This window comes from Sphingomonas sp. NFR15 (genome assembly GCF_900103265.1).
GTDB lineage: Bacteria > Pseudomonadota > Alphaproteobacteria > Sphingomonadales > Sphingomonadaceae > Sphingomonas > Sphingomonas pollutisoli.
The window spans coordinates 75,511-92,150 of record NZ_FMWX01000005.1 but is presented as its reverse complement, the minus strand read 5'-3'; the positions used below and the strand labels follow the sequence as shown (position 1 = coordinate 92,150).

The window sequence follows — 16,640 nt, the reverse complement described above, 5'->3', positions numbered from 1 at the left end:
ATCGGCGGCGTGCCGTCGCGGCGAATCCTGCGCGCGTCTCTTGACCAGTGCTGCACCGCACCCCTATCCGCCGGATGTTGGAGGGACACGCATGCAGAAGCTCTACCCGAACGCCGCCGCCGCTTTAGAGGGGCTGCTTCAGGACGGCATGACGATCTGCGCGGGCGGCTTCGGCCTCTGCGGCATCCCCGAACGGCTGATCGACGCGATCCGCGACGCGGGCACCAAGGATCTCACCATCGCCAGCAACAACGCCGGCATCGACGGCGAGGGCCTGGGCAAGCTGCTGCGCACCCGCCAGGTCAAGAAGATGATCTCCTCCTATGTCGGCGAGAACAAGGAGTTCGAGCGGCAGTATCTTTCGGGCGAGCTCGAGGTGGAATTCTGCCCGCAGGGCACGCTCGCCGAGCGCTGCCGCGCGGGCGGTGCGGGCATTCCCGGCTTCTACACCAAGACCGGCGTCGGCACGCTCGTCGCCGAGGGCAAGGAAGTGAAGAGCTTCGACGGCGAGGACTATATCCTCGAACGCGGCATCCGTGCCGATCTCGCGATCATCAAGGGCTGGAAGGCGGACAGCACCGGCAATCTGATCTTCCGCAAGACCGCGCGCAACTTCAACCAGCCGATGGCGACGGCGGGCAAGGTGTGCGTCGCCGAGGTCGAGGAGATCGTGCCGGTCGGCAGCCTCGGCGCCGATTCGATCCACCTGCCCGGCATCTACGTGCAGCGGCTGATCGTCGGCAGCCCCTATGACAAGAAGATCGAATTCCGCACCGTCCGGGAACGCGCTGCGTGAAGCGACTCCTCGCCCTCACGGGGTCGCTGGCGGCACTGGCGCTGTTACAGGGCTGCGCCGCGGCGATCCCGATGGCGGCCGATATCATGGGGCGGCGCCATTATGACGCGCGCCTCAACGGGCGGATCGAGACCGACACCGATCTCGCCGCCTATGCCAGCGCCGCCGCGAGCGCGCCGCCGGTGATCCCCGCCGCCTTCGCGGGCCCGGAGACCGCGCCCGCGCCGATCCACGCGGCGATGCTCCAGCCCGGCGGCGGCACCGACATCGCGCTCCAGCAGGCGTCCGCGCAGGACGACGAGACGCCGTCCGCGTCGCGCACCTATGTCGCGCCGCGCAGGCGCAAGCGCGGGGCCGCCCCGCCGCCGCCCGCGCCCCGCGCCACCACGGCGGTGCCGGCGGGGATGCAATATCTCTACGGCTCGGGCGAGGCGGCGGCGCAATATCTGCAGACCTATATCGCGCTCGAAAACTATCTGCTCGGCGTCACCTCGGATCGCGCGATCGGGCATATCGTCCATTCGGTCGTGCTCGCGCCCGGCGCGACGCTCCAGAATCCGAGCTTCCTGCCATGCGACCAGAAGCCGATGGCGGTCGTGTTCGATATCGACGAGACGGTGGTGTTCAACCTCGGCTTCGAACAGGCGAGCCTCGCCGCGGGCGGCGGCTACAGCGCGGCACGCTGGGAAGCGTGGGAACGTTCGGGCAGCAAGGCGGTGTCACTCGCGCCCGGCGTCGCGGAAGCGATCAAGGTCGCGCGCGACGCGCATGTCGAGGTGATCTTCAACAGCAACCGCTCGGGCGCGAACGCGGACAAGACCGCCGCGATGCTCAACGGCCTCGGCGTCGGCCCGGTCGCTTATGGCACCAACCTGTGGCTGAAAGGCGACAGCGGCAGCACCGGCAACGGCAAGGACGCCCGCCGCCAGGACATCTCGGTCCATTACTGCGTGATCGCGATGGTCGGCGATCAGCTCGGCGATTTCAGCGACCTGTTCAACGCTGGCGACATCACCCTGTCGGAACGGCGCCAGCTCACGGCGGGCCGCGAAATCTATCTGCTCTGGGGGCATGGCTGGTTCATGCTGCCCAATCCGGCGTATGGCACCGCCGTCAACGGCACGCAGGCGGACATCTTCCCCGCCGACAAACGCTGGACACCCGGCGCGGCACCGCCCCCCGACCCCGCTCCCACGGAGAAATAACATGGCCTGGACCCGTGACGACATGGCGGCGCGCGCCGCGCGCGAGCTGCAGGACGGCTTCTACGTCAATCTCGGCATCGGCATCCCGACGCTGGTCGCGAACCATATCCCCGAGGGCGTCGAGGTGACGCTCCAGTCGGAAAACGGCATGCTTGGCATCGGCCCTTTCCCCTATGCGGGCGAGGAGGACGCCGATCTCATCAACGCGGGCAAGCAGACGATCAGCGAACTGCCGCAAAGCGCCTATTTCTCGTCGTCGGACAGTTTCGCGATGATTCGCGGCGGGCATATCGATCTGACCGTGCTCGGCGCGATGGAGGTCGCCGAGAATGGCGACATCGCCAACTGGATGATCCCCGGCAAGATGATCAAGGGCATGGGCGGGGCGATGGATCTCGTCGCCGGCGTCAAGAAGATCATCGTCGTGATGGAGCATACAGCCAAGAACGGCGACCCCAAGTTCATCCCGGCCTGCACGCTGCCGCTGACCGGCAAGAACGTCGTCGACATGATCGTCACCGATCTGTGCGTGTTCCGCCGGCCCGACCATGACAGCCCGTTCGAGCTGATCGAACTCGCCCCCGGCGTGACCGCCGACGAGGTCGCCGCCAAGACCACCGCGCATTACACCAGCGCCATCGCGTGATCCTGCGCATCGCCGCGATCGGCCTGTTGGCGGTCGCGGTCGGGCTGGTGGCGGTGCTCAGGCTGCTCTCGCCACCGGGTCAGCTCAGCCTGCTCGACGGCGCGATGGGCGGCGGCTGGGGCACCGCTCGGCCCGGCGTCGCGGTGCCGTTCGGCGGCCACGGCCAGACGCTCGACGTGTGGCGGCCCGCATATCCGGCGCACGCGAAGCTGCCGGTGGTGATCTTCTTCTATGGCGGCGGCTGGGCGGCGGGATCGCGCGACGGCTATCGCTTCGCGGCGCGGGCGTTCGCCAGACGGGGGTTCGTCGTGGTGGTGCCCGATTACCGCAAGGTGCCGGCGGTGCGCTTCCCCGCCTTCGTCGAGGATGGCGCCGAGGCGGTGAAATGGACGCACGATCATATCGCGGCCTACGGCGGCGATCCCGATCGGATCGCGCTGGCGGGGCATTCGGCCGGGTCGCACATCATCGCGCTGCTCGCGCTCGATCGGCGCTATCTGGCGGCGCAAAAGCTGCCACCGAACACGATCAAGGCGGTGGTCGGCCTGTCGGGACCGTATGATTTCTATCCGTGGACCTCGCCGCGCGCGATCGCGGCGTTCAAGGGAACCGCCGATCCACGGACCACGCAGCCGATCGCCTACGCGCGCGCCGATGCACCGCCGATGCTGCTCGTCACCTCGTCCGGCGATACCGAGGTCGAGCCGCGCAATGCGATCAGCCTCGCGCAGCGACTCGATACGCTCGGCGCGCCGGTGACCTTGCGCAGCTACCCGAGGCTCAGCCATGAGGAGGTGGTGATGGCGCTGTCGGTGCCGTTCCGGCGCAAGGCGGCGGTGCTCGCGGACAGCGCGGCCTTTCTGCACGGGGTGATCGGGCGGTAAGGCCATGCCGGCGACCTGAACAGGGGGGAACTTCGAGATGCGCGTGCTGCTCACGGGATCGTCAGGCTGGCTCGGCCGCTTCCTCGCGCCGCGCCTGCGCGAAGCCGGGCACAGCGTCACCGGGCTGGACGTCGCGCCGGGCATCGACACCGACGTGATCGGCAGCGTCGCCGACCGCGCGTGCGTCGAGCGATTGTTCGCGGAGCATTGCTTCGACGCGGTGATCCATGGCGGCGCGCTCCACAAGCCAGACATCGTCCGCTATCCGCGCCAGGCGTTCATCGACGTCAACGTCAGCGGAACGCTCCACCTGCTCGAAGCGGCGGTGGCGCATGGCGCGAGCCGCTTCATCTTCACCTCGACCACCTCGCTGATGATCTCCGCCGCGATCCGCGCGGGCACCGCGAACGAAGCGGTGTGGATAGACGAAAGCCTCGCCCCGCTCGAACCGCGCAACATCTACGGCATCACCAAGCTCGCCGCCGAGCAAATGTGCCGGCTGATCCACGCCGAGCATGGCCTGCCCGTGCTGATCCTGCGCACCGGGCGCTTCTTTCCCGAGGATGACGACACGCACCGCGCGCCCGATGGCGAGAACATGAAGGCGAACGAACTGCTTCACCGCCGCCTCACCGTGGAGGACGCGGCGGATGCGCACGTGCTCGCGCTGGAACGCGCGCCCGAAATCGGCTTCGGCACCTTCATCCTCTCCGCGCCGACGCCGTTCACGCGCGCCGACTGCGCCGCACTGAAGACGGACGCGACGGCGGTGATCGCCCGCATCTTTCCCGATGCCCCGGCGCTGTATGCCGCACGCGGCTGGTCGCTGCCCGAGCGGATCGACCGTGTGTACGATGCCGGCCGCGCCGAGCGCGTGCTCGGCTTCCGCTGCCGCACCGGCTTCGCCGAGCAGCTCGCGGCGCTGCGCGACCAGTCGCCCTCGCCGGTCACGCACGATCCGACGTATCTCTCTCCCAAGGAGGCGGGTTGACCGCGGATTTCCGACTTGCGCAATGAACATGCAGTCTGAGGTTGCGATCGCGCATCAAAGCGTTAAAGCGCGCGCATGTCGAACCCGCAAACGCTGTACGAGAAAATCTGGAACGCGCATGTCGTCGAGAAGCGCGACGACGGGACGTGCCTCATCTATATCGATCGTCACCTCGTCCATGAGGTGACCAGCCCGCAGGCCTTCGCGGGCTTGCGCGCGAACGGCCGCAAGGTGCGCCGCCCCGATCTCACGCTCGCGGTGCCCGACCACAACCTGCCGACCACACCGCGCGTCGATGCCGCCGGCCACCGCCTGCCGATCGCCGACCCGGAGAGCGCGCAGCAGCTCGACGCGCTCGAGCGCAACACGCGCGAGTTCGGCGTCGATTATATCGACGCGGTCGCGCCCGAACAGGGCATAGTCCATGTCGTCGGCCCCGAACAGGGCTTCACCCTGCCCGGCACGACGCTGGTATGCGGCGACAGCCACACCTCGGCGCATGGTGCGCTCGGCGCGCTCGCGTTCGGGATCGGCACCTCCGAGGTCGAGCATGTGCTCGCCACGCAGACCTTGCTGCTCAGCCCGTCCAAGACGTTCGAGGTGCGGATCGAGGGCGAGCTCGGTGTGGGCGTGACGCCCAAGGACGTGATCCTGCACGTGATCGGGCGGATCGGCACCGCCGGCGGCACCGGCCATGTCATCGAATATACCGGCTCGACGATCCGCGACATGTCGATCGAGGGCCGGCTGACGATCGCCAACATGTCGATCGAGGGCGGTGCGCGCGCCGGGCTGATCGCGCCCGACGAGACGACCTTCGCCTATCTCAAAGGTCGGCCGATGGCACCCAAGGGCGCGGCCTGGGACGCGGCGGTCGCCTATTGGCGCACGTTGCCGACCGATCCGGGCGCGCGCTACGACCGCACCATCCTGATCGACGCCACGCAGATCGCGCCGTCGCTGACCTGGGGCACCTCGCCCGAGGACGTCGTGCCGATCACCGGCGTGGTGCCCGATCCCGAGAGTTTCGCCGATCCGTCGAAGCGGGTCGCGGCGCAAAAATCGCTCGACTATATGGGCCTCGCCCCCGGCACGCCGATCGCCGAGGTGCCGGTCCAGCATGTCTTCATCGGCAGTTGCACCAACAGCCGCATCGAGGATCTGCGCGCCGCCGCCGCGATCGCGGGCGGGCGGCACGTCGCCGAGGGCGTGCGCGCGCTGGTCGTGCCCGGCTCGGGGCTCGTCAAGCGCCAGGCCGAGGCCGAGGGGCTCGATCGCATCTTCCGCGACGCCGGATTCGAGTGGCGCGAGCCGGGCTGTTCGATGTGCCTGGCGATGAACCCGGACAAGGTGCCGCCCGGCGAACGCTGCGCTTCCACTTCGAATCGGAATTTCGTAGGACGGCAGGGGCCGGGTGCGCGGACGCATCTGGTTTCACCGGCGATGGCGGCTGCGGCCGCGATCAACGGCCGGTTGAGTGACGTCCGCGAGTTCGATTTGGGGGTACAGGCATGAAGCGCGCACTTATCTTGCTGATCATGGGCACCATCGTCAGCGGCGTCGCGGCGTATGCCGCCACGGCGCGCCCGAACCTCACGCTGACCAGCGGCGAACGCTGACGCGGCGTCGGCGTCAAGCAGGCAGACACTTTCGTTCCTTGAAGGCACTCGTCCGATGAAGCCCGTCACCCAAGTCTCCGGCCGCGCCTATCCGTGGGGCGCGAAGAACATCGACACCGACGTCATCATCCCCGCGCATTGGCTGAAGACGGTCACGCGCGAGGGGCTGGGCAAAGGCGCGTTCGAGACGGTGCGCGCGGAGCCGGGCAACATCTTCGACGATCCGCGCTACGCCGGCGCGCCGGTGCTGATCGCGGGCGACAATTTCGGCTGCGGATCGAGCCGCGAACATGCCGCCTGGGCGCTCGCCGACATGGGGATCGCCGCGGTAATCGCGCCGAGCTTCTCGGACATCTTTTCCGGCAATGCGTTCAAGAACGGCATCGTCACCGTGGTGCTGCCGCAGGATGCGGTCGATCGGCTGGTCGAGGTGGCGAAGACCGACAGCGTCTCGGTCGACCTCGAAACCATGACCGTCACCACGCCCTTCCAGGACCGCTTCGCGTTCGAGCTCGATCCGTTCCGCCGCCAGTGCCTGATGGAAGGTCTCGACGAGGTCGGGCTGACGCTGGCGCGCGATGCCGCGATCTCCGGCTATGAAGCCGGCGTCGCCCACGACCGGCCGTTCATGGCCGGCGAACGCTTCCACGCGAGCGCGGCGGCATAAACCAACCGTTCGTGTCGAGCGCAGTCGAGACACCTGCGCGCCGGGGATGTTCCTCGACGTCGCTCGGGACGAACGGATCGGCGGCCTAACGCCCAGTTGCGCCACCCCATCGCCTTCCCTATCTCGGTCAGGAGATTTTGCGGCCCGAGGGGAGAGCCAGATGACCACATTCGACGAGCGCGAGCGGGCGTTCGAGGCGAAGTTCGCACGCGACGAGGAGATGGCGTTCCGCATCGTCGCGCGGCGCAACCGCCTGCTCGGCTATTGGGCGGCGGAGCTGATGAAGCTGACCAAGGCCGAGGCCGACGCTTATGCCACCTCGGTCGTGCATGCCGATTTCGAGGAAGCGGGCGATGACGATGTCGTGCGCAAGCTGCTCGGCGACCTGACCGCCGCGGATATCGCGTGCGACGAGGCGATGGTGCGCCGCGCGATCGACGAGCATACCGTCGAGGCGCGCCGCCAGTTGATGGCCTCCGAATAATGCCGATGGCCGCCCATGAGATCGAGGCGCTGATCGTCGCGGCGATCCCCGATGCGCAAGTCGTGATGACCGACCTCGCCGGGGATGGCGACCATTGGGCCGCGCGCGTCACCAGCGAGACGTTCCGCGGCCTGCCGCGCCTCAAGCAGCAGCGGGCCGTCTATGCCGCGCTCGGTGAACGCATGGGCGGCGTTCTCCACGCGCTCCAGCTTACCACCGCCGTACCAGAGTGAAGGATATCCAGATGACCACCGAAACCAGTGGCGAGACCCAGGCTCGCCTCGCCGAGATGGTCGGCAAGAGCGACGTGCTCCTGTTCATGAAGGGCAGCCCGCTCTTCCCGCAGTGCGGCTTTTCGAGCCGTGCCGTCGCGATCCTCAACCATGTCGGCGTCGAGTTCGACAGCGTCGACGTGCTGCAGGACCAGGCCGTGCGCCAGGGCATCAAGGCGTTCTCGGACTGGCCGACGATCCCGCAGCTCTATGTGAAGGGCGAATTCGTCGGCGGCTCGGACATCATGATGGAGATGTACGAGAGCGGCGAACTGGCGCAATTGCTGACCGACGCGGGGCTGTTGAAAGCCGCCTGATCGGAATCGACCGTCCGCATCGCGGGAAAGCCGGGTGCGGACGGGCCGACGCGAGATCGGGGGCAGCATCGGCCCGTCCTGCTGAAGCGTTTCCGCTCGGCTGATTAGTGTAGTGCAGGGCGCGTGCCAATTGGCGCGAGATCGCGGATTTGCTCGCACGGCCTGGTTAACGCGGCGCGCCGGATCGCGGCGGTGTAAAGCTTCCCGACAGGTCCAATGACGTTCGGGCGAACCGATACGTCGCGGCTTTTCCCCATCCGCTCGCCCGAGCGGCAGACGTTTGAGAGACGTGCCATGACCCATCCGCGCACCGGCGGCCGCATTCTCGTCGATCAACTGCTCGCGCAGGGATGCGACCGGATCTTCACCGTCCCCGGCGAGAGCTTCCTCGCGGTGCTCGACGCGTTGCACGACACGCCCGCGATCGACCTCGTCGTCTGCCGGCAGGAAGGCGGGGTCGGGTTCATGGCCTGCGCCGACGGCACGCTGACCGGGCGGCCTGGGGTCGCCTTCGTCACGCGCGGGCCGGGTGCGACCAACGCATCGATCGGCGTCCATGTCGCGATGCAGGACAGCCAGCCGATGATCCTGTTCATCGGCGACGTCGATCGCGGCACGCGCGACCGCGAGGCGTTTCAGGAAATCAACTTCGAGGCGATGTTCGGAGCCGTAGCCAAATGGGCGGCGCGGATCGACGACGCGCGCCGCATCCCCGAATATGTCGCGCGCGCCTATGCGACCGCGATGAGCGGGCGGCCGGGACCGGTCGTGCTGGCGCTGCCCGAGGACATGCTCAAGGATGTGGTCGAGGTAGTCGATCGGCCGCGCGTCACGCGGGTGACGCAGGCGGCCGATCCGATCCAGATGGCGGCGCTCGGCGGCGCGCTGGGCGGCGCCGAGCGGCCGATGCTGCTCATCGGAGGCGCCGGGTGGGACGATGCGGCGGCGCGCGACATCGCGCAATGGGCCGAGCGCAGCGGCGTGCCGGTCGCATCGGCGTTCCGGCGGCAGGATGCGCTGCCCAACACGTGCCCGGTCTGGGCTGGAAATCTCGGCTACGGCCCCAATCCGAAGCTCGTCGCGCGCATCCGCGCGGCCGATCTGCTGGTGGTGGTCGGCGCGCGGCTGGGCGAGGCGACCACCGATGGCTATACTTTGCTCACGCCCGAGCATCCCGGCCAGACGCTTGTCCACGTGCATCCCGATCCCGAGGAACTCGGCAGCGTCTATCGCGCCGATCTGGCGATCTGCGCGGACATGGCATCGTTCGCGGATGGCCTGCTGTCGATCGACCTGCCGCCGCGCACCACCGGCGCCGAAGCGCATGCCGAGTATCTCGCCTGGTCCACCCCTGCCCCGCGCCCCGGCCTCGTGCTCGATCTCGGCCCGTGCGTGGCGGCGATGCGCGAACGGCTGCCGGCGGACACGATCATCTGCAACGGCGCCGGCAATTATTCGGGCTGGTGGCACCGCTATTGGCGATATGAGCTCAACAGCCAGCTTGCTCCGACCTGTGGCGCGATGGGCTATGGCGTTCCCGCCGCAACCGCCGCCGCCCTCCGCCACCCCGACCGGCAGGTCGTCGCGCTCGCGGGTGACGGCTGCTTCCTGATGAACAGTCAGGAACTCGCGACAGCGGTGGCGCACGGCGTGGACATGCTGGTGCTGGTGATCGACAATGCGGGCTATGGCACGATCCGCATGCATCAGGAGCGCGACTATCCCGGCCGGGTGAGCGGGACGCGGCTGCACAACCCCGATTTCGCCGCGCTCGCCCGCGCGTACGGCTGCTGGGCGGAGACGGTGGAGACCACCGAGGCGTTCGCGCCCGCGCTCGAGCGCGCACTCGCGCATAGCGGTGTCAAACTGCTCCACCTCAAGACCGAGATGCGCGCGATCAGCGCGGGTGCGATGCTCGCGGGCGACGCCTAATGAAAACGCCGCCCCGGTCCCCCGGGGCGGCGTGTCTCTCCTAACGCTTTCGCGGCCTCAGATGTCGTCGCCGAGCGCGCCCTTGATCTTGCCCTTGACCTGCTCGCCCTTGCCTTTCAGCTCCTGCGCGGCACCTTCGTCGCGCGTGGCGGGGTCGTCGCTCTGCTGCTTGACCTTGCCGATCGCCTCGTTGATGTTGCCTTTGATCTTGTCGCCGAGTTCGCCCATGATCTGTCTCCTGCGTGGGTGAAAAGCGCGTCGTTGGCCGACGCTTACCACTCCCGCAGTATCAACGGACCAAGGCGGTCATGGTTCCGAAACAGTAACTTAGATCATATGCGGCGCGCGTGCCCGGCGGATCAGATCAGCCCGGACAGCGGGCTCGACGGATCGGCATAGCGCCGCTTGCCCATCCGCCCGGCGAGATAGGCGAGCCGCCCCGCCTCGACGCCCGCCTTCATCGCGGCGGCCATCATGATCGGGTCTTTCGCCTCGGCGATCGCGGTGTTCATCAGCACCCCGTCGCAGCCCAGCTCCATCGCCGCCGCCGCGTCCGACGCGGTGCCGACGCCGGCATCGACCAGCACCGGCACGCCCGCGCCCTCGACGATCAGCCGGATCGTCACCTGGTTCTGGATGCCCAGCCCCGAGCCGATCGGCGCGCCGAGCGGCATGATCGCGACCGCGCCGGCATTCTCCAGCCGCTTCGCCGCGATCGGATCATCGACGCAATAGACCATCGGCAGGAAGCCTTCCTTGGCCAGCACCTCGGTCGCGCGCAGCGTCTCGACCATGTCGGGGTACAGCGTCTTGGCCTCGCCCAGCACCTCGAGCTTGACCAGATCCCAGCCGCCCGCCTCGCGCGCCAGCCGCAGCGTGCGGATCGCACTTTCCGCATCAAAGCAGCCGGCGGTATTGGGGAGGTACGTCACCTTCTTCGGGTCGATATAGTCGGTCAGCATCGGCGCGTTCGGGTCGGAGACGTTGACGCGCCGCACCGCGACGGTGACGATCTCCGCGCCCGACGCTTCCAGCGCGGCGGCGTTTTGCGCGAAATCCTTATACTTGCCGGTGCCGACGATCAGCCGCGAGCGGAAGGTGCGGCCCGCCACGCTCCATGTATCCTGCGCGACCGCGCGGGCATGGTCGCCGCCGCCCACGAAATGCACGATCTCCAGCTCGTCGCCATCCTCCACCAGCACATCCTTGAGCGTCGAGCGCGGTACCACCGACAGATTGCGCTCGACCGCGACCTTTTCGGGCGCGAGGCCGAGATCGGCAGCCAGATCGGCCAGCGTCAGCCCGGCACGCACGCGGCGATGCTCGCCATTGACCTGAATCGAGAGAGTTCCGTCTGTATGCATATCGAATCCTGCGTTACGGTGGCGCGCCGCGCCCTGTGCCGTTCGTGTCGAGCGAAGTCGAGCCGTGTGCGCGGGTCTCTCGACTTCGCTCGGCACGAACGGATAAGGATGGTCGTCACGATATAGGCGTGCGCGCCGTGCCCGCAATTGAAAGCGTCCGATGCCCGACACCATCTTCGTCCTCAACGGCCCCAATCTCAACCTGCTCGGCACGCGCGAGCCGGACATTTATGGCCACGACACGCTCGACGACATCGCCGGCATGCTCGAGGATCGCGCCCGCGAGCTCGACCTGACGATCGACGTGCGGCAATCCAATCACGAGGGGCATCTGGTCGATTGGCTGCACGAGGCGCAAGCGGTGGGCGCCAAGGCGGTGCTGCTCAACGCCGGCGCGTTCACCCATACGTCGGTCGCGGTGCATGATGCGATCAAGGGGATCAGGACGCCGGTGATCGAGGTCCACCTCTCGAACCCGCTCACGCGCGAGACATTTCGGCATCACAGCTACGTCGGAATGGCCGCTAAGGGCACCATAGCGGGGTTCGGTGCGTATTCCTATATGCTGGCGCTTGAAGCCGCCGCGCGCTTCTGACAGGACGCGCCACCAAATTCAGGGCAAGAACAGGACAACAGGGGTCGTATGACCGATAGCACAGAAACTTCCGGCGCGATGCGGATCGATGTCGATCTGGTCCGCCAGCTCGCCGAAATGCTCGACGCGACCGATCTCACCGAGATCGAGGTCGAGGACGGCGACCGCAAGATCCGCATCGCGCGCAAGGCGCCGCCCGTCGCGGCCGCGCCGATGCATTATGCCGCGCCGGCGGCCGCCGCACCCGCTGCCGCCACCGCAGCGGCCGAGATCGTCGCGTCACCCGCGCCGAGCGCGGCCAACGCGGTCAAGTCGCCGATGGTCGGCACGGCCTATCTCTCCGCCGAGCCGGGCGCCAAGCCGTTCGTCGGCATCGGCGACCGCGTCGCGGCGGGCGAGACGCTGCTGATCGTCGAGGCGATGAAGGTGATGAACCCGATCGTCGCGCCCTCGGCCGGCACCGTGAAGGCGATCCTGGTCGAGAACGGCCAGCCGGTCGAGTTCGATCAGCCGCTCGTCGTGGTGGAATGAACCACCCCACCGCCGTTCGTGCCGAGCGTGTCGAAGCACATATTCTGACGCCTGCCGTTTTCGCTGCACGCCCTTCGACAGGCTCAGGGCGAACGACTGGCCTTTTCATGGTCTCGATCAACAATGGCTGAAATCAAGAAGCTCCTGATCGCCAATCGCGGCGAGATCGCGTTGCGCATCCACCGCGCCTGCCACGAAATGGGCATCCAGACGGTGGCGGTGCATTCGACCGCCGATGCCGATGCGATGCACGTGCGGCTCGCCGATCAGGCGATCTGCATCGGGCCGCCGGCGGCGGGCGAGAGCTATCTCAACATCCCCAACATCATCTCGGCGGCGGAGATTTCGGGCGCGGACGCGGTCCACCCCGGCTACGGCTTCCTCTCGGAGAACGCCAAGTTCGCCGAGATCGTCGAGGCGCACGGGCTGATCTTCGTCGGGCCTAAGCCCGAACATATCCGCACGATGGGCGACAAGGTGGAGGCAAAGCGCACCGCCGGCGCGCTCGGGCTGCCGCTGGTGCCCGGTTCCGACGGCGCGGTCAGCGACATCGCCGAGGCGCGCGAGATCGCGGCGCGGATCGGCTATCCGGTCATCATCAAGGCCGCGTCGGGCGGCGGCGGGCGCGGCATGAAGGTGTGCGCGTCCGAGGACGAGCTCGAAACGCTGATGCAGCAGGCCGGCAGCGAGGCGAAGGCCGCGTTCGGCGACGCCACCGTCTATCTCGAAAAATATCTCGGCAACCCGCGCCACATCGAGTTCCAGGTGTTCGGCGACGGCAAGGGCGAGGCGATCCACCTCGGCGAGCGCGACTGCTCGCTCCAGCGCCGCCACCAGAAGGTGCTGGAGGAAGCCCCCTCGCCCGTGCTCGGCCCCGAGGATCGCGCGCGGATGGGCGGGATCGTCGCGAAGGCGATGGCGGACATGGGCTATCGCGGCGCGGGCACGATAGAGTTCCTGTGGGAAGACGGCGAGTTCTACTTCATCGAGATGAACACGCGGCTCCAGGTCGAGCATCCCGTCACCGAAGCGATCACCGGCATGGATCTGGTGCGCGAGCAGATCCGTATCGCCGAGGGGCATCCCTTGTCGGTGCGGCAGGAGGAGCTGGAGTTCCGCGGCCACGCGATCGAATGCCGCATCAACGCCGAAGACCCGCGCACCTTCGCCCCGTCGCCGGGGCGGGTGGACTATTTCCACGCGCCGGGCGGCATGCACGTCCGCGTCGATAGCGGACTGTACGCCGGCTATCGCATCCCGCCTTATTACGATTCGATGATCGCCAAGCTGATCGTCTATGGGCGCACGCGCGAGGGCTGTATCCTGCGGCTGCGGCGCGCGCTCGAGGAGTTCGTGATCGACGGCGTCAAGACGACGATCCCGCTCCATCAGGCGCTGCTCGACGATCCCGAATTCCGCGCGGGGGATTATACGATCAAGTGGCTCGAAGACTGGCTCGCGCGGCCCGAGAATCAGGACTGACGGACGTGGATGAGCTCGGGTTGATAAGCCCGGCTTATCTGCCCCCCGCCACGCTTTGCTTGTGTTCGCGCGCGATGCGGGCACAAGCGGCGCGGCATAGGGGGCGACCATGACCGATCTGATCCTGCACGAATATGCGCCATCGGGGAATTGCTACAAGATCCGGCTGACCGCCGCGCATCTCGGCGTTCCGCTCGGGCGACGCGGCTATGACATCCTCGCTGGCGAGACGCGCACCGACGCGTTCCTGCGCGACGTCAACGCCAACGGACGAATCCCCGTCCTCCAGATCCGCGACAGCTTCCTGCCCGAGAGCAACGCGGCGTGCGTGTGGCTCGCCCACGGTTCGGCGCTGATCCCCGAGGATCGCTTCGACCATGCCGACATGCTGCGCTGGATGTTCTGGGAACAATATAACCACGAACCCAATGTCGCGACGCTGCGCTTCTGGCGCGCGATGATCGGCGAGGCCAACCTCACCGACGCACAGCGCGCGCAGATTCCCGCCCGGACGGCGGCGGCGGAAGCGGCACTGACGCTGATGGAGGATCACCTCGCCCGCGCCGACTGGTTCGCCGGCGGCCGCTTCACGCTCGCCGATATCGCGCTCTACGCCTATACGCATGTCGCGAGCGAGGGCGGGTTCGATCTCGCACGCTGGCCCGCCGTATCGGCATGGCTGGCGCGAGTCGCGGCGCAGCCGGGGCATGTCGCCATCACCGCGTAACGCGGCTGTCATCCCGCCCGACTCAAGGTGTAACAAAACCCGGCCATAGCACGGTCTCAGCCGATATCCGGGCCGGGGAATGCGCATGGACGCCGTCACCAAGATTGCGATGGATCTGCTGCCGGGAGACGGCTCGGTCACGGACCTGTTCGATTTCGCGAACTCCACGCCGGCGATCCCCGAGCGCACGCCGCCCGAACGGCTCCGCTACCGCACGATCTGGATTTCGGACATCCATCTCGGCACGCGCGGCTGCAACGCGGAGATGCTGATCGACTTCCTCGACCATGTCGACAGCGACACGATGTATCTGGTCGGCGACATCATCGACGGCTGGCGGCTGAAGAAGAAGTTCTACTGGCCCGCCGCGCACAACGACGTGGTGTGGCGCATCCTGAAACGCGCCAAGCGCGGCACCGACGTCATCTACATCCCCGGCAACCACGACGAGGTGATGCGCCAGTTCAGCGGGCTGAGCTTCGGCGGCGTCTCGATCCGCCGCAAGGCGATCCACACCACCGCCGACGGGCGCCGCCTACTGGTGCTCCACGGCGACGAGTTCGACGCGATCACGCTCGCGCACAGATGGCTGGCGCATGTCGGCGATGTCGCATATGAAACCTTGATGGCCCTGAACCGGCTGGTGAATGCGTATCGCCGCCGTTTCAACCTGCCATATTGGTCGCTCTCGAAACATGCGAAGGCGAAGGTGAAGAACGCGGTCGAATTCATCTCGAATTACGAGCAGGTGATCGCGGAAGCGGCGGGCGCGCGCGGGGTCGACGGCGTCGTGTGCGGGCATATCCACACCGCCGAGATCCGTGATATCGGCGGCGTTGAATATTATAACGATGGCGACTGGGTGGAGGGCTGCACGGCCTTGGTCGAGCATTTCGACGGTCGCATGGAGGTGTTGCACTGGGCCGACGAAATTGCCGCCCGCAAGCCGCCCGAGGCGGTGACCGAGGCGCCCGCGGAGATCGAGATGATGGCGGCCTGAGCGCGGTGCGGATCGCGATCGCCACGGACGCATGGAGCCCGCAGGTCAACGGGGTCGTCCGCACGCTGCAATCCGTTCGCGCCGAACTTGAGCGCCAGGGGCATCAGGTGCTCGTCGTCTCGCCCGATCTGTTCTATTCGCTGCCCTGCCCGACCTATCCCGAAATCCGCCTCGCGCTCGCCAGCACCGGCGGGGTCGGCAAGATGCTCGCCGATTTCAACCCGCACGCCATCCACCTCGCCACCGAGGGGCCGGTGTGCCTCGCCGCGCGGCGCTGGTGCCTGACGCAGAATTTTCCGTTCACCACCGCCTATCACACGCAATTCCCGGACTATGTCTCGGCGCGGACGGGCGTGAACCCCGAATGGGTCTGGCGCTATATCCGCTGGTTCCATGCCCCCGCGCAGGCGATTCTCGCCTCCACGCGCTCGATCGAGGCGACGCTCAAGGATCACGATCTCACGCGGGTGCGCGAATGGGGGCGCGGCGTCGATCTGTCGCTGTTCTCGGCCACCGCGCCCGACGCCGAACTGCGGGCGCTGCCCGGCCCGGTGATGCTCTACGTCGGGCGGGTCGCGATCGAGAAGAATATCGAGGCGTTCCTGACCGCGTCGCACCCCGGCACCAAGGTCATCGTCGGCGACGGCCCGGCGCGCGCCGCGCTCGAAGCGCGGTTTCCCGATGCGAGGTTCCTCGGCGCGCGCTTCGGCGCGGAGCTCGCCGCCGCATACGCCGCCGCCGACGTCTTCGCGTTTCCGAGCCGCACCGACACGTTCGGGCTGGTGATGATCGAGGCGATGGCATGCGGCACGCCGGTCGCCGCCTATCCGGTGACGGGGCCGCTCGACGTGCTCAAACCCGGCGTCGGCGTGATGGACGAGGATCTCGACACCGCGATCGCGCAGGCGCTGACGCTCGACCGCGCGGCCTGCGCCGCCTACGGCCAGAGCTTCACCTGGGAGGCGAGCGCGCGGCAATTCCTCAAGGCGCTCGCCCCGGTCGGGCTGGACGACGCGGCGATCGCGGCCTGATTACGCGCCCGTCGCACGGCGCTTGCCCCGGCGGGGCATAAGCATTAAGTCATATGCATTACTGCGGCCGCTCCGAAAGGGGCGGCCCTTTCCGTTT

The 16,640-nt window shown here is 67.7% G+C and carries 19 protein-coding genes; 17 read left to right on the top strand and 2 right to left on the bottom strand.

The window, feature by feature from the left end:
- Positions 1 to 91: 91 nt before the first annotated feature.
- The 11 genes from BLS81_RS12840 to BLS81_RS12790 all read left to right on the top strand — a co-directional run bounded on the left by BLS81_RS12840 (position 92) and on the right by BLS81_RS12790 (position 9,813).
- Complete coding sequence (locus tag BLS81_RS12840) at positions 92 to 796, top strand: CoA transferase subunit A (RefSeq protein ID WP_093224422.1); 705 nt, start codon at positions 92 to 94, stop codon at positions 794 to 796.
- Positions 793 to 2,001 carry an HAD family acid phosphatase gene (locus BLS81_RS12835; RefSeq protein WP_093224421.1) on the top strand — a complete coding sequence of 403 codons (1,209 nt, stop codon included), beginning with the start codon at positions 793 to 795 and terminating at the stop codon, positions 1,999 to 2,001. The genes BLS81_RS12840 and BLS81_RS12835 overlap by 4 nt, the downstream gene beginning before the upstream one ends.
- 1 nt (position 2,002) lies before the next feature.
- Entirely contained in the window at positions 2,003 to 2,647 is a 645-nt protein-coding gene (locus BLS81_RS12830; RefSeq protein WP_093224419.1) for a CoA transferase subunit B, read from the top strand.
- Complete coding sequence (locus tag BLS81_RS12825) at positions 2,644 to 3,531, top strand: alpha/beta hydrolase (RefSeq protein WP_371128284.1); 888 nt, start codon at positions 2,644 to 2,646, stop codon at positions 3,529 to 3,531. The genes BLS81_RS12830 and BLS81_RS12825 overlap by 4 nt, the downstream gene beginning before the upstream one ends.
- Positions 3,532 to 3,568: 37 nt before the next feature.
- A complete protein-coding gene (locus tag BLS81_RS12820; protein WP_093224418.1) occupies positions 3,569 to 4,522 on the top strand; it encodes an NAD-dependent epimerase/dehydratase family protein in 954 nt (317 codons plus the stop codon).
- A 75-nt stretch (positions 4,523 to 4,597) separates the two neighbouring features.
- Complete coding sequence (gene leuC, locus BLS81_RS12815; RefSeq protein ID WP_093224417.1) at positions 4,598 to 6,037, top strand: 3-isopropylmalate dehydratase large subunit; 1,440 nt, start codon at positions 4,598 to 4,600, stop codon at positions 6,035 to 6,037.
- 159 nt (positions 6,038 to 6,196) lie between these two features.
- Entirely contained in the window at positions 6,197 to 6,808 is a 612-nt protein-coding gene (gene leuD / locus BLS81_RS12810) for a 3-isopropylmalate dehydratase small subunit (RefSeq protein ID WP_093224416.1), read from the top strand.
- A gap of 160 nt (positions 6,809 to 6,968) precedes the next feature.
- Complete coding sequence (locus tag BLS81_RS12805; RefSeq protein WP_093224415.1) at positions 6,969 to 7,292, top strand: DUF1476 domain-containing protein; 324 nt, start codon at positions 6,969 to 6,971, stop codon at positions 7,290 to 7,292.
- On the top strand, positions 7,292 to 7,525 hold the full coding sequence (locus tag BLS81_RS12800; RefSeq protein ID WP_093224414.1) for a BolA/IbaG family iron-sulfur metabolism protein: 234 nt from the start codon (positions 7,292 to 7,294) through the stop codon (positions 7,523 to 7,525). Before BLS81_RS12805 ends, BLS81_RS12800 begins: the two co-directional genes overlap by 1 nt.
- An 11-nt stretch (positions 7,526 to 7,536) precedes the next feature.
- The gene (grxD, locus tag BLS81_RS12795) at positions 7,537 to 7,881 is read left to right on the top strand and encodes a Grx4 family monothiol glutaredoxin (protein ID WP_093224687.1); all 345 of its coding nucleotides are present in this window, start codon (positions 7,537 to 7,539) and stop codon (positions 7,879 to 7,881) included.
- A gap of 294 nt (positions 7,882 to 8,175) precedes the next feature.
- Complete coding sequence (locus BLS81_RS12790; protein ID WP_093224412.1) at positions 8,176 to 9,813, top strand: thiamine pyrophosphate-binding protein; 1,638 nt, start codon at positions 8,176 to 8,178, stop codon at positions 9,811 to 9,813.
- A 57-nt stretch (positions 9,814 to 9,870) separates the two neighbouring features.
- Here the strand turns inward: BLS81_RS12790 and BLS81_RS12785 are convergent, their stop codons facing one another.
- Complete coding sequence (locus BLS81_RS12785) at positions 9,871 to 10,041, bottom strand: CsbD family protein (protein ID WP_093224411.1); 171 nt, start codon at positions 10,039 to 10,041, stop codon at positions 9,871 to 9,873.
- Positions 10,042 to 10,172: 131 nt separating this feature from the next.
- Positions 10,173 to 11,177, bottom strand: a complete 1,005-nt coding sequence (gene thiS, locus BLS81_RS12780) for a sulfur carrier protein ThiS (protein WP_093224409.1) — start codon at positions 11,175 to 11,177, stop codon at positions 10,173 to 10,175.
- Positions 11,178 to 11,337: 160 nt separating this feature from the next.
- Here thiS and aroQ point away from each other — a divergent pair, with 160 nt between their 5' ends.
- From aroQ to BLS81_RS12750, 6 genes are all read left to right on the top strand, one after another.
- On the top strand, positions 11,338 to 11,772 hold the full coding sequence (aroQ, locus tag BLS81_RS12775; protein ID WP_093224408.1) for a type II 3-dehydroquinate dehydratase: 435 nt from the start codon (positions 11,338 to 11,340) through the stop codon (positions 11,770 to 11,772).
- 48 nt (positions 11,773 to 11,820) lie between these two features.
- The gene (gene accB / locus BLS81_RS12770; RefSeq protein ID WP_093224406.1) at positions 11,821 to 12,303 is read left to right on the top strand and encodes an acetyl-CoA carboxylase biotin carboxyl carrier protein; all 483 of its coding nucleotides are present in this window, start codon (positions 11,821 to 11,823) and stop codon (positions 12,301 to 12,303) included.
- Between the two features lie 123 nt (positions 12,304 to 12,426).
- Complete coding sequence (gene accC / locus BLS81_RS12765) at positions 12,427 to 13,785, top strand: acetyl-CoA carboxylase biotin carboxylase subunit (RefSeq protein ID WP_093224405.1); 1,359 nt, start codon at positions 12,427 to 12,429, stop codon at positions 13,783 to 13,785.
- Positions 13,786 to 13,894: 109 nt separating this feature from the next.
- Positions 13,895 to 14,512, top strand: a complete 618-nt coding sequence (locus BLS81_RS12760) for a glutathione S-transferase family protein (protein ID WP_093224403.1) — start codon at positions 13,895 to 13,897, stop codon at positions 14,510 to 14,512.
- Between the two features lie 85 nt (positions 14,513 to 14,597).
- On the top strand, positions 14,598 to 15,512 hold the full coding sequence (locus tag BLS81_RS12755; protein ID WP_093224402.1) for a UDP-2,3-diacylglucosamine diphosphatase: 915 nt from the start codon (positions 14,598 to 14,600) through the stop codon (positions 15,510 to 15,512).
- 5 nt (positions 15,513 to 15,517) lie between these two features.
- Positions 15,518 to 16,543 carry a glycosyltransferase family 4 protein gene (locus BLS81_RS12750; protein ID WP_093224400.1) on the top strand — a complete coding sequence of 342 codons (1,026 nt, stop codon included), beginning with the start codon at positions 15,518 to 15,520 and terminating at the stop codon, positions 16,541 to 16,543.
- Positions 16,544 to 16,640 lie beyond the last annotated feature (97 nt).

Coding starts and splice junctions, on each gene's coding strand:
- BLS81_RS12790 (WP_093224412.1), top strand. CDS start 8,176: ATGACCCATCCGCGCACCGGCGGCCGCATTCTCGTCGATCAACTGCTC.
- BLS81_RS12830 (WP_093224419.1), top strand. CDS start 2,003: ATGGCCTGGACCCGTGACGACATGGCGGCGCGCGCCGCGCGCGAGCTG.
- BLS81_RS12755 (WP_093224402.1), top strand. CDS start 14,598: ATGGACGCCGTCACCAAGATTGCGATGGATCTGCTGCCGGGAGACGGC.
- leuC (WP_093224417.1), top strand. CDS start 4,598: ATGTCGAACCCGCAAACGCTGTACGAGAAAATCTGGAACGCGCATGTC.
- BLS81_RS12785 (WP_093224411.1), bottom strand. CDS start 10,041: ATGGGCGAACTCGGCGACAAGATCAAAGGCAACATCAACGAGGCGATC.
- leuD (WP_093224416.1), top strand. CDS start 6,197: ATGAAGCCCGTCACCCAAGTCTCCGGCCGCGCCTATCCGTGGGGCGCG.
- thiS (WP_093224409.1), bottom strand. CDS start 11,177: ATGCATACAGACGGAACTCTCTCGATTCAGGTCAATGGCGAGCATCGC.
- aroQ (WP_093224408.1), top strand. CDS start 11,338: ATGCCCGACACCATCTTCGTCCTCAACGGCCCCAATCTCAACCTGCTC.
- grxD (WP_093224687.1), top strand. CDS start 7,537: ATGACCACCGAAACCAGTGGCGAGACCCAGGCTCGCCTCGCCGAGATG.
- BLS81_RS12840 (WP_093224422.1), top strand. CDS start 92: ATGCAGAAGCTCTACCCGAACGCCGCCGCCGCTTTAGAGGGGCTGCTT.
- accB (WP_093224406.1), top strand. CDS start 11,821: ATGACCGATAGCACAGAAACTTCCGGCGCGATGCGGATCGATGTCGAT.
- accC (WP_093224405.1), top strand. CDS start 12,427: ATGGCTGAAATCAAGAAGCTCCTGATCGCCAATCGCGGCGAGATCGCG.
- BLS81_RS12800 (WP_093224414.1), top strand. CDS start 7,292: ATGCCGATGGCCGCCCATGAGATCGAGGCGCTGATCGTCGCGGCGATC.
- BLS81_RS12820 (WP_093224418.1), top strand. CDS start 3,569: ATGCGCGTGCTGCTCACGGGATCGTCAGGCTGGCTCGGCCGCTTCCTC.
- BLS81_RS12805 (WP_093224415.1), top strand. CDS start 6,969: ATGACCACATTCGACGAGCGCGAGCGGGCGTTCGAGGCGAAGTTCGCA.
- BLS81_RS12760 (WP_093224403.1), top strand. CDS start 13,895: ATGACCGATCTGATCCTGCACGAATATGCGCCATCGGGGAATTGCTAC.